General features: G+C 70.6%; 7 protein-coding genes. 2 read left to right on the top strand and 5 right to left on the bottom strand.

All coding sequences use genetic code 11. The annotated features are described in order from the left end of the window. Positions 1-61: 61 nt before the first annotated feature. Positions 62-1,825, bottom strand: a complete 1,764-nt coding sequence (gene aspS / locus ACFU5F_RS36015) for an aspartate--tRNA ligase (protein WP_383896802.1) — start codon at positions 1,823-1,825, stop codon at positions 62-64. Between the two features lie 349 nt (positions 1,826-2,174). On the opposite strand from aspS, the gene ACFU5F_RS36010 reads away from it, so the two are divergent. Further along, positions 2,175-4,700 (top strand): SpoIIE family protein phosphatase, encoded by a 2,526-nt coding sequence (locus tag ACFU5F_RS36010; RefSeq protein ID WP_383896799.1) that lies wholly within the window; start codon positions 2,175-2,177, stop codon positions 4,698-4,700. On the opposite strand, the gene ACFU5F_RS36005 is transcribed toward ACFU5F_RS36010, so the two are convergent. From ACFU5F_RS36005 to ACFU5F_RS35990, 4 genes are all read right to left on the bottom strand, one after another. Next, complete coding sequence (locus tag ACFU5F_RS36005) at positions 4,697-5,776, bottom strand: AI-2E family transporter (protein WP_383896796.1); 1,080 nt, start codon at positions 5,774-5,776, stop codon at positions 4,697-4,699. The genes ACFU5F_RS36010 and ACFU5F_RS36005 overlap by 4 nt on opposite strands. Before the next feature lie 313 nt (positions 5,777-6,089). Beyond that, complete coding sequence (locus ACFU5F_RS36000) at positions 6,090-7,547, bottom strand: hypothetical protein (RefSeq protein WP_383896847.1); 1,458 nt, start codon at positions 7,545-7,547, stop codon at positions 6,090-6,092. A gap of 480 nt (positions 7,548-8,027) precedes the next feature. Beyond that, on the bottom strand, positions 8,028-8,999 hold the full coding sequence (locus ACFU5F_RS35995; RefSeq protein WP_383896793.1) for a pirin family protein: 972 nt from the start codon (positions 8,997-8,999) through the stop codon (positions 8,028-8,030). A gap of 231 nt (positions 9,000-9,230) precedes the next feature. After that, the gene (locus ACFU5F_RS35990) at positions 9,231-9,725 is read right to left on the bottom strand and encodes an SseB family protein (protein ID WP_013002174.1); all 495 of its coding nucleotides are present in this window, start codon (positions 9,723-9,725) and stop codon (positions 9,231-9,233) included. Between the two features lie 149 nt (positions 9,726-9,874). On the opposite strand from ACFU5F_RS35990, the gene ACFU5F_RS35985 reads away from it, so the two are divergent. Beyond that, complete coding sequence (locus ACFU5F_RS35985) at positions 9,875-11,701, top strand: acyl-CoA dehydrogenase (RefSeq protein WP_383896789.1); 1,827 nt, start codon at positions 9,875-9,877, stop codon at positions 11,699-11,701. Positions 11,702-11,784: the final 83 nt, after the last annotated feature.

The raw sequence follows: 11,784 nt of genomic DNA, 5'->3' as shown, positions 1-11,784 counted from the left end.
GGAAATCGACAGACGATCTCCGGCCCCTTCCCAGAATGCCTGGTGGAAAAGACAGCAGGCCCTACTTCGGCTGGGGCTTGCGCACCGACAGGTGCAGCTCGCGCAGCCGCGCCTCCTCCAGCTCCGTCGGCGCGCCCATCATCAGGTCCTGGGCGTTGCCGTTGAGCGGGAAGGCGATGGTCTCGCGGATGTTGGGCTCGTCCGCGAGGAGCATGACGATGCGGTCGACGCCCGGCGCGATACCGCCGTGCGGCGGGGCGCCGAAGCGGAACGCGCGCAGCATGCCCGCGAACTGCTCCTCGACGGTCTCATGGTCGTAGCCCGCGATCTCGAAGGCCTTGAGCATGATGTCGGGCTCGTGGTTCCGGATCGCGCCGGAGGACAGCTCGACGCCGTTGCAGACGATGTCGTACTGCCAGCCGAGGATGTCCAGCGGGTCCTGGGTCTCCAGGGCCTCCAGACCGCCCTGCGGCATCGAGAACGGGTTGTGCGAGAAGTCGATCTTGCCGGTCTCCTCGTCCTTCTCGTACATCGGGAAGTCGACGATCCAGCAGAACCGGAAGACGCCCTCCTCGAAGTGCCCGGCGCGCTTGGCGGCCTCGACGCGGACCGCGCCCATGATCTTCGAGACCTCGTCGAACTCGCCCGCGCCGAAGAAGACCGCGTGGCCGGCGGCCAGCGACAGGCGCTTGGTCAGCTCGGCGACGTTCTCCTCGGTGAGGAACTTGGCGATCGGACCGGACAGCGAACCGTCCTCGGCCACCCGCACCCAGGCCAGACCCTTGGCGCCCTGCTCGATCGCGTACTCGCCGAGCTGGTCGAAGAACTTGCGCGGCTGGGCCGAGACGTCCGGCACGGCGAGCGCGCGCACGTGCTTGCCGGCGAAGGCCTTGAACTCCGAGCCCTCGAAGACGTCGGTGATGTCCACCAGCTCCAGCTGGGCCCGCAGGTCCGGCTTGTCGGAGCCGTACTTCAGCATCGCCTCACGGAAGGGGATGCGCGGGAAGGGCGAGGTGACGTGCCGTCCGTTGCCGAACTCCTCGAACAGCTCGGTCATGAGCTTCTCGATGGGCTGGAACACGTCCTCCTGCTCGACGAAGGACATCTCCACGTCGAGCTGGTAGAACTCCCCCGGCGAACGGTCCGCGCGCGCGTCCTCGTCCCGGAAGCAGGGCGCGATCTGGAAGTACCGGTCGAAGCCCGAGATCATCAGCAGCTGCTTGAACTGCTGCGGGGCCTGGGGGAGGGCGTAGAACTTACCCGGGTTGAGGCGCGAGGGCACGACGAAGTCGCGGGCGCCCTCGGGGGAGGTGGCGGACAGGATCGGCGTCGCCATCTCGTTGAAGCCGAGGGCCGTCATCTTGTGACGGATGGCGCTGATCACGGCCGTACGCAGCATGATGTTGCGGTGCATGCGCTCGCGGCGCAGGTCGAGGAAGCGGTACTCCAGGCGCCGCTCCTCGTTGACCCCGTCCTCGGTGTTGATGGTGAAGGGGAGCGGGGCGGCGGCGCCGAGCAGCTCGACCTCGCCGACCTCGACCTCGATCTCGCCGGTGGGCAGGTCCGGGTTGATGTTCTCGGCGCCGCGCGAGACGACCTTGCCGTCGACGCGGACGGTCGACTCCTTGGAGATCTTGTCCAGCGCCTCGTAGGCCGGGGTGCCCGGACGGGCCACCAGCTGCGTGATGCCGTAGTGATCGCGGAGATCGATGAAGAGGATGCCGCCCAGGTCGCGCCGATTGTGCAGCCAGCCGCTCAGCCGGACGTCGGTGCCGACGTCAGAGGCGCGGAGCTCGCCGCAGGTGTGGGACCTGTACCGATGCATCGTCGTTCATCCAGCCTTCGCTGATCGGGGATCTGGCGGGTGTCTCACGGCCGGTGTCTCACGGCCGATGTTTCACGTGAAACAAACCCAAGGGTACCGGGCACCCCGAGATCACCTCCCCACCATTTACCGCTGACGGACCGGAGCCCTCCCGCACGAGGGACTCAACCCTGACCGGATACGCACCGTCATAGCCATGGGCAGGACCGCAAGCGGTTACTGTCGCTAGCGTCGATTGCCGTCACCTCCGTCGCCACCGGTCGTGGTCGCTTGTCATGCATCCGGTCACGATCGGTACCCGGTACAGCGCCGGTGGCACGGTCCGATCAGCTGTTCTTAGAGTGGGTCAATGCGCACTGGTGAGCCCCCGCCCACTGTGGGGGACGTCCTGTCCGCCCTCGCGACGGGACTGTGGACCTGGGACAGCGCTGCCGAAACCGTCACGGTGGACGCCGAGGCCGCCCGCCTCCTGGGGCTGCCCGCGGAGCCGACGACCCTCACCCAGGCCGGGGCGCGGTCCCGTCTGCACCCCGTCGACTGGAACGAGATCGTCTCGGTCGTGCAGCTCGCCGTCGCCGAGGACACCCTCGCCGAGGTACGGATCCGGATCATGGACGAACACGGCCGGGTGATCCGTACGGTCCGCAGCCGTTCCAAGCCGACCTTCGACCCGGTGCGCAGGTCCTTCGAGCTGATCGGCACCATCCAGGAGGTCACCGAACCCTCGCCGGCGACCGCCGTCCGCGCGCCGTCCGTCACCGGCGACTGGCGGCGCTCGCGTGAGGCGTTCCTGCTGGACGCGGGCCGGGCGCTGGCTGAGGCACGGTCCACGGAGGAGGTACTGCGGGTCGCGGCGGGCCTGGCGATGCCGGGCTTCTCACCGGACGGGCTCGCCGTGTTCGGGGTGGAGGCCGACCGCCTCACCGTCATCGGCCACCACGGCCACAGCCAGGGCGCCGAGGGCCCCTTCACCCATATGCCGCTGGAGACGGACTACCCGGCCGCCGAGGTGGCCCGCACCGGCCGCGCCGTCTATCTCTCCTCCCCCGAGGACTACAAGGCGCGCTACCCCACGGCCTGGCCGCTCGCCGAGCAGTTCGCCCGGCAGTCGTGGGCCTTCCTGCCGCTGACCGTCGCCGGGCGCACGATGGGCGCGTGGATGGCGGGCTTCACCCACCCCGTCACCTTCACCCCCGACGAACGCTCGGTGCTGACCACCGTCGCCCGCATGCTCGCCCAGGCGCTCTCCCGCGCGGGCGCCGCCGAGACCGAACGCGAACTGACCGACGGCCTGCAGCGCACGATGCTCCCCACACTGGGCCCGGAGATACCGGGCATGAGCGTCGCCGCCCGGTACGTCCCCACCGGCGGCGGGCTCCAGGTCGGCGGCGACTGGTACGACATGATCGCCCTGCCGAGCGGCCGCTTCGCGCTGGTCATCGGCGACGTCCAGGGCCATGACGTACGCGCCGCCGGGCTCATGGGCCAGCTCCGCATCGCCCTGCGCGCCTACGCCTCCGAGGGGCACCCCCCGGACGCCGTCCTCTCCCGCGCCTCCCGCTTCCTGCACGGCGTCACCAACGACTCCGCCGCCCACTTCGCCGACCTGCGCTTCGCGACCTGTCTCTACGTCGAGGTCGACCCGGTGTCCGGCGTACTCGACATCGCCCGCGCCGGGCACCCCGACCCGGTGGTCCGCATGGCCGACGGCACGGTCCTGGTCCGCCCGACCCCGGGCGGCCTCCCCCTCGGCATCGACCCCGACGCCGACTACCCCACGACCCGGCTCGTCCTCGAACCCGGCGAGACCATGCTGCTGTGCACCGACGGCCTCATCGAGACGGGCGGCCACGACCTCGACACGGGCTGGCGCCGCATCCGCACCATCCTGGAATCCTTCGACACGACCCCACCCGGGGCCGACACGGCCGACGGCCCCGGACGGGCCGACGGCCAGGGCCCGGAACGGCCGGCGGCCGGCGGTTCGGGGGGCGAGGAGCCGGGAACCGGCGGATCAGCTGCCACCGGCTCACAGCCCGACGGTGCGGAGACCGCCGGGCCGACCGCCGAAGGGCCGCGGACCGGCGAAGCAGGGACCGGCGTGCTGTCCACCGGTGGGCCGAGGACCACAGGGCGGACGACGGCCGGGGATCCCGGGTGGTCGGGCACCGACCACCCCCAGCCGAACGGCCTCTCGCCCGCCCAGCCCGCGCCGGCCCCTCTCACCCCCACCCACCCCGAGGCGCCGCCGCTCACCCCCACCCCCCAGCCCGCCGGCCTGGCGCCGGGCCGGCTGGAGGCACTGGCGGACGCGCTGGTGCAAGGGGTGCACGGTCCCTCCTCGCATCACACGCCCGGCCCGCTCGCCGACCGGCGGGAGGACGACATAGCGATGCTGCTGCTGTGCCGCAAGAGCGAGCGGCACGACCGCGACGACGACGTACGGCCGCCCGTACGGCGCACCGCACTGACCGTCGCCCAGGCGGAGCCCGAACGCATCGCCGGCGCCCGCCAGCAGGTACGCGAACTGCTCCACGACTGGAACTGCCGCGACCAGGTCGACTCCGCGGTCCTCCTCGTCTCCGAGACGCTCACCAACGTCCTCGTCCACACGGACGCCGACGCCCTCCTCGTCGCCGAGATGACCGGCGACGGCGGCAAGCGCCGGATGCGTGTCGAGGTCACCGACGCCAGCGACGCCCTCCCCCACAAGCGCCACCCCGGCGAACTCGCCTCCTCCGGCCGCGGCCTCGTCCTCATGGACGTACTCGCGGACGCCTGGGGCGTGGACCCCCGCGGCGACGGCAAGAGCATCTGGTTCGAGCTGCACGAGACGGCACCGCCGGACGGCTCGAACGGGCGACCGGTGGACTAGGACCGCACGCGAGGGGCGGCGGGTCCACCGGGTTCGCCCCTGCCCCCCTCCACCGCGTACCGCCCCCTCAGCTCGTGCACCACCCCGAAGGCGGCCGCCGTCAACGGCACCGCGAGCAGCATGCCGAGCACCCCGGCCACCGACGCTCCCGCCGTGATCGCGAGCATCACGACCGCGGGATGCATCTGCACGGTCCGGCTCTGGATCATCGGCATGAGTACATGCCCCTCCAGCATCTGCACCGCGAGAACCACCCCGAGCACCCACAGCGCGATCACCACCCCCCGGTCCGCGAGCGCGACGAGCACGGCCACCGCGCCCGAGACGAACGCGCCGAGATAGGGGAGGTACGCCCCGACGAAGACGAGCGCCCCGAGCCCGATCGCGCCGGGCACGTCCAGGATCAGCAGCCCGACCGTGATGCAGACCGCGTCGATGAACGCGATGAGTGTCGTCCCCCGCATGAACCCCTCGACCCCTTCGAAGGCCCGCCGCGCGATCGCCTCCACCAGGTCCGCGCCCCCGCGCGGCGACATGGACCGGAGCGTGCCCACGGCCCGCTGGGAGTCCCGCAGGAAGAAGAAGACGAGGAACAGCGCGAGGACGGCCATGGCGATGGCCTCACCGACGACACTCACCCCGCTGATGACGTTCGAAGCCGCCGTCCCGCCGAACCTGGTGAGCAACTCCTTCGCGTTGGCGGCCAGATCGTCGAGCGAGGTGCCGGCCGCCCCGGCGTGCGAGGCGAGATCGTCCGCCGCGTTCCGTAGCGAGGCGACGATCTGGTCCCCCGTCTCGATGAGCGCGGCGACCACGACGTACACGGCCCCGCCGACGATCCCGACCACGGCCACACAGGTGAGCCCCGCCGCCACCGAGCGTTGCACCCGCGCCCTGACCAGCCTCCGGTGCAACGGTCCCAGCAGCGCGGTCCCCAGCAGGGCGAGCAGCACCGGGGTGACCGCCGCCCGGAACTCCACGCACAGCCGGACGCCGACGTACCCGACCCCGGCGACGAGCAACAGCACGGCACACCACGCGGCCACACGCCGCACGCCCTCGGGAAGCAACTGCACACCCCCAGAGCACCACGCCCCCGACGACCCTGCCCTGGTATGACGCCCCGGCCGGGTGACACGCAACGCGACCAGTGGCCCGCCCGTGTAATTGCCAGGGACACGCGTCACACCCCCTGCTGCCTGGCTTGCGGAGCGGAGGTATATGAAGACAGGCCCGAAGTCGCCAATCGAGGTTGCGGCTTCGGGCCTCGTCGTACCGTACCGGCCCTCGACCGGCGGCCGCCGCCGAACACTTCACGCGCACGCCACCCGGCCTCGCCTGCAGACCGCCCATGCCATGGCACATCCGGCCGCCCGCGCGCGACCCCGCTCAGTCCCGCTCGTACACCAGCAGCCGCCGTCCATGGGCCCGCTCGTCCGCCACCACGGTGAAGTACCGCTCCAGTACGGCGGCCTTCGTCCTGTCCCGGCCCGCCGTCAGCGGCCTCGCCACCTCGGGCGCGTCGGTGACCAGGAGGATCCGTCGCTCCGCGAGCATCGCGGCGCGGACACGGGCCGGGTCCGCCTCCACCCCCTTCAGCGTCCCGGACCTCGCGGGGCTCCGGGCCAGCGCGATGTCCCGCACCCCCGCGAAGTCGTCGGGGGAGACCAGCGCGGTGTCGCGCCGGGCCGACGGCACGAAGACCACCGCGTCGCCGGGCCGCTTCAGGCGTCGTACGTCCTCGGCGGTCGCGAGGACGTCGTCGACGCGGCTGGCGGGGGACCGTTTGGCGAGCGACTGCGGCAGCAGCGCCACCACCGCGACGGCGACCACCACCGGGACGAGCCACGACGCCGCCTGCGGGAACCGTGGCGGGACGGCCTGGACCGCCGCGCCGAGGGCCGCCCCGATCAGGAGCGCCAGACCCAGCATGCTGGACAGGACATAGCGCTCCAGGAACAGCGGCCGGATCAGGGAGAGCCCGAGCAGTCCGAGCTGCGGCACCGCCAGCAGCGGCAGCGCGACGGCGGCGACCGACAGCCGTCCCGCCCGCGGCCGGTCCAGCAGCGCCCCGAGACCCCCGATCGTCAGCAGGACCGCGGGCCCGATCAACATGTGCCAGGTCAGCGGCGGTATCCAGGACACCTGGCCGGACTGCCCGCGGCTGAAGAGGAGCAAGGGCAGGACACCGGCCGTCGCGACCGCCGAGGCCGCCGTCCAGCGTGCCCAGGTCGGCCGTGACGCCCGCGTCCACACCAGGGTCGCCGCGTGCGCGGGCACGATCAGCAGCGACAGCCAGTTCAGCAGCCCGCACACCAGGACCACGGCCCCGTACGCCGTCCAGGCCGCCGCCCCGCGCGCCCCACGGCCGTCCCGCTCCCGATGGAGCACGGTCACCAGCAGCAGCGTCGAGAGGCCCGCGCCGGCCGTGACGAGCGCGTACGAGCGGCCCTCCTGGAGGTGGAACTGCACCGCCGGCAGCAGCGCGAAGACCAGCCCGCCGCCCAGCCCCGCCCGGACCCCGGCCAGCCGGCGGCCGATGACCGTCACACAGGCGGCGGCCGCCGCCATGGCCAGCACCGAGGGCAGCCGCAGGGTCGTCGTGCCGGGACCGAAGCACGCGAAGAGACCGTGCATCAGCAGGTAGTAGAGCCCGTGGACGACGTCGACCTGCCCCAGCATGTACCAGATGTCGGCGGCCGAACGCCGTGCCACCTGCCAGGTCGCGGCCTCGTCCCGCCACACCGTGTGCTGCCGGGACAGCCCCCACAGGCCGAGGGCCAGGGTCCACACCGCCGGGACCGACCAGAGCGGCAGGCGCCGCACCACGGCCAGGGCCGGGGCCACGGCCGCCGAGCAGACGTCCGGGACAACCGCGACGGCCTCGCGGCACCGCACGCGCAGCGGGGCGTCGGTGCTCAAGCGACCGGAGGACGGAGTGCGTCCCGGCGGCGGATTCCACGGTCGTCGGGCACTCTGTCCACGCCTCTCCCCGTTCCCCAGTCCTTACGGCGAGGGCACAGGGCATGCCTGACGGACGTCCCGGCCACGGGCCGGGGCGTCGTCAGGCGTGCTGTCTCCCCCTACGAACCACCCGTGCCGGAGGTCAGCCGACCGGGTGGACATGCCAAAACCTACGCAGGGGGAGGAAAGGTGGGCCAGCGGTTTTACGGGTGGGCATCATCACCCGGAACGCAGTGAACCGAAAGACGGGAAGCCCCGTCCGCGTGTGGACGGGGCTTCCCCCTGAGCAGACCCGCAGCCGGCAGACCTACGGACCTACGGACCTACGGACCCAAAGATCCACAGACCCCAAGATCTACAGCCCTACAGCCCTTCGGGGGTCATCCCGTGAACCGCCGGGATCGTCCCCAGCCGCCCCTTCTGGAAGTCCTCGACCGCCTGCTGCAGTTCGTCGCGGGTGTTCATGACGAACGGGCCGTAGTGGGCCATGGGCTCACGGATCGGCTGTCCGCCGAGGAGCACGATCTCCAGGTCGGGAGCGTGGGAGTCCTGCTGCTCGTCCGCACGGAAGGTGATCGAGGAGCCCGCCCCGAACACGGCCGTCTGGCCGAGGTGGATCGGACGCCGGTCCGCACCCACGCTGCCGCGCCCGGCGAGGACGTACGCGAGGGCGTTGAAGTCCTCCCGCCACGGCAGGGTGATCTCCGCCCCCGGCGCGACCGTCGCGTGGAGCAGGGTGATCGGGGTATGGGTGATGCCCGGCCCCTCGTGGCCGTCCAGCTCACCGGCGATGACGCGCAGGAGGGCGCCGCCGTCCGGGGTGGTGAGCAGCTGGACCTGGCCGCCGCGGATGTCCTGGTACCTCGGGGCCATCATCTTGTCCCTGGCCGGGAGGTTCACCCACAGCTGGATGCCGTGGAAGAGGCCGCCGGACATGACGAGGGACTCCGGCGGCGCCTCGATGTGGAGGAGGCCCGAGCCGGCCGTCATCCACTGGGTGTCACCGTTGGTGATGGTGCCGCCACCACCCTGGCTGTCCTGGTGGTCGAAGATCCCGTCGATGATGTAGGTGACGGTCTCGAAGCCGCGGTGGGGGTGCCAGGGGGTGCCCTTCGGCTCTCCCGGCGCGTAGTCCACCTCGCCCATCTGGTCCATCATGATGAACGGGTCGAGGTGGCGGTAGTTGATCCCGGCGAACGCACGGCGGACCGGGAAACCCTCGCCCTCGAAACCACTGGGCGCGGTCGTCACGGTGAGCACCGGCCGGGCCACCGCATCGGTCGGCGCGGCGACACGGGGCAGGGTCAGCGGGTTCTCGACGGTCACTGCGGGCATGTCGGTACCTCCTTGTGCGCTCAGTTTAGTTGACTATTGAACTTCTTGCTACCCCCAACAGCACACAACCCGCATCCCATTCCCGCGCGGCCCCAGGCAGCAGAACGCCGTCGGCCCCAGAGGACCAACGGCGAGACGACCATCCCGGTCACCGGCGAGGAAACGGTTCAGCGAACCGACACGGCGCAACCGCGGCCCACCTGGGGGGCGCGGGAAGCCGCGCGCAACGCATTACCCGTACATCCGCCGCATCGCGAACTCCACCATCTGCTCCACGGCCTTCGCGTCGAACACCATCCGGTGCTCCCCCTCCATGTCGAGGACGAAGCCGTACCCGGTCGGCAGCAGGTCGATCACCTCCGCACCGGTGATCACGAAGTACTTGGACTCCTTGCCGGCGTACCGGCGCAGCTCCTTGAGCGAGGTGAACATCGGGATCACCGGCTGCTGGGTGTTGTGCAGCGCCAGGAACCCGGGGTTGTCACCGCGCGGGCAGTACACCTTGGAGGTCGCGAAGACCTGCTGGAAGTCCTCCGCGGCCAGCTGGCCGGTGGTGAAGGCGCGGACCGCGTCCGCGAGGGAGGGCGGGGACGGCTCCGGGTACAGCGGTGGCTGCTGCCCGTATCCGCCCCCCATCTGGCCGCCGGGCATCTGCCCGGGCATCTGCTGCTGCGGCGGCGGGGCGTACTGCTGCTGGGAACCGGCGCTCTGGTCGTAGCCGTACATGCGGCAAAGCGTAACGAGTCACAGATGGACGGCTCGGGGTTGCTTCTTATTACCGATGGGTAGCATCATCGACAGAGAAGCTACTCGTTGGTATGTGAACTAGCGCGAGGATCAAGTGCCTCGCCGATCTCTCTTACGGAGCCGTCGCCATGGGGCACTACAAGTCGAATCTCCGCGACATCGAGTTCAACCTCTTCGAGGTGCTCGGGCGCGACAAGCTGTACGGCACCGGCCCGTTCGCGGAGATGGACACGGACACCGCGAAGAGCATCCTGGAGGAGCTGACCCGGCTCGCGGAGAACGAGCTGGCGGAGTCCTTCACGGACGCCGACCGCAACCCGCCGGTCTTCGACCCGGAGACGAACACCGCGCCGGTACCGGCCTCCTTCAAGAAGAGCTACAAGGCCTTCATGGACTCGGAGTACTGGCGGCTCGGCCTCCCCGAGGAGATCGGCGGCACCACCTCTCCCCGCTCCCTGATCTGGGCCTTCGCCGAGCTGATCCTGGGCGCCAACCCGGCCGTCTGGATGTACTCCTCGGGCCCCGCGTTCGCCGGAATCCTCTTCGAGGAGGGCAACGAGGTCCAGAAGCACATCGCCAAGGTCGCCGTGGAGAAGCAGTGGGGCTCCACGATGGTCCTCACCGAGCCCGACGCGGGCTCCGACGTCGGCGCCGGCCGCACCAAGGCGGTCCAGCAGGAGGACGGCTCCTGGCACATCGAGGGCGTGAAGCGCTTCATCACCTCCGGTGAGCACGACATGGAGGAGAATATCCTCCACTACGTCCTCGCCCGCCCCGAGGGCCACGGCCCCGGCACCAAGGGTCTGTCCCTCTTCCTCGTCCCGAAGTACCTCTTCGACTTCGAGACCGGCGAGCTGGGCGAGCGCAACGGCGTGTACGCGACGAACGTCGAGCACAAGATGGGCCTCAAGGCCTCCAACACCTGCGAGATGACCTTCGGCGACCGGCACCCGGCCAAGGGCTGGCTGATCGGCGACAAGCACGACGGCATCCGCCAGATGTTCCGCATCATCGAGTTCGCCCGCATGATGGTCGGCACGAAGGCGATCTCCACGCTGTCGACGGGTTACCTCAACGCGCTGGAGTACGCCAAGGAGCGCGTGCAGGGCACCGACCTGGCGAACTTCATGGACAAGGCCGCGCCCAAGGTCACCATCACGCACCACCCCGACGTCCGCCGCTCGCTGATGACGCAGAAGGCGTACGCGGAGGGCATGCGCGCCCTCGTCCTCTACACGGCCTCCATCCAGGACGAGATCCAGGTCAAGGAGGCCGCGGGCGAGGACGTCTCCGCCGTGGAGGCCCTGAACGACCTGCTCCTGCCCATCGTCAAGGGTTACGGCTCCGAGAAGGGCTACGAGCAGCTCGCCCAGTCCCTGCAGACCTTCGGCGGCTCCGGGTTCCTCCAGGAGTACCCGATCGAGCAGTACATCCGCGACGCCAAGATCGACACCCTGTACGAGGGCACCACCGCGATCCAGGGGCAGGACTTCTTCTTCCGGAAGATCGTCCGCAACCAGGGCGCGGCGCTGAACACCCTCGCCGAGGAGATCAAGAAGTTCCTGGCGCTCGGCGAGGGCGGCGAGCAGCTGGACACCGCCCGTGAGCACCTCGCCAAGGCAGCCGTCGAGCTGGAGGCCATCGTCGGCCTCCTCCTCACCGACCTCGCCGCCACCGAGCAGGACGTCAAGAACATCTACAAGGTGGGCCTCAACACCACCCGCCTGCTCATGGCCTCCGGTGACGTGGTCGTCGGCTACCTGCTGCTCAAGGGCGCCGCCGTGGCCGCCGAGAAGCTGGAGACGGCCTCCGCCAAGGACAAGCCCTTCTACACCGGCAAGATCGCGGCGGCGAAGTTCTTCGCGGCCAACGTCCTGCCGGGCGTCACCCTCGCCCGCAAGATCTCCGAGGGTGTCGAGCTGGACCTGATGGAGCTGGACGAGTCGGCGTTCTAGACGGCTCCGGCCGGGCGCGCCCTCTGCCGCGTCCCGGCCGCGTCCCCCGCCGATCCGGGTCGTGGCGCCGGACGGACCCTGCC

Source organism: Streptomyces sp. NPDC057438, assembly GCF_042802995.1.
Classification (GTDB): Bacteria; Actinomycetota; Actinomycetes; order Streptomycetales; family Streptomycetaceae; genus Streptomyces.
The sequence above is the reverse complement of the archived record's forward strand: the minus strand, read 5'-3'. Positions and strand labels throughout refer to the sequence as shown.

Excerpts from the sequence above, each read along its gene's own strand:
- ACFU5F_RS35995 (WP_383896793.1), bottom strand. The coding sequence starts at position 8,999 with ATGCCCGCAGTGACCGTCGAGAACCCGCTGACCCTGCCCCGTGTCGCC.
- ACFU5F_RS35990 (WP_013002174.1), bottom strand. The coding sequence starts at position 9,725 with ATGTACGGCTACGACCAGAGCGCCGGTTCCCAGCAGCAGTACGCCCCG.
- ACFU5F_RS35985 (WP_383896789.1), top strand. The coding sequence starts at position 9,875 with ATGGGGCACTACAAGTCGAATCTCCGCGACATCGAGTTCAACCTCTTC.
- aspS (WP_383896802.1), bottom strand. The coding sequence starts at position 1,825 with ATGCATCGGTACAGGTCCCACACCTGCGGCGAGCTCCGCGCCTCTGAC.
- ACFU5F_RS36010 (WP_383896799.1), top strand. The coding sequence starts at position 2,175 with ATGCGCACTGGTGAGCCCCCGCCCACTGTGGGGGACGTCCTGTCCGCC.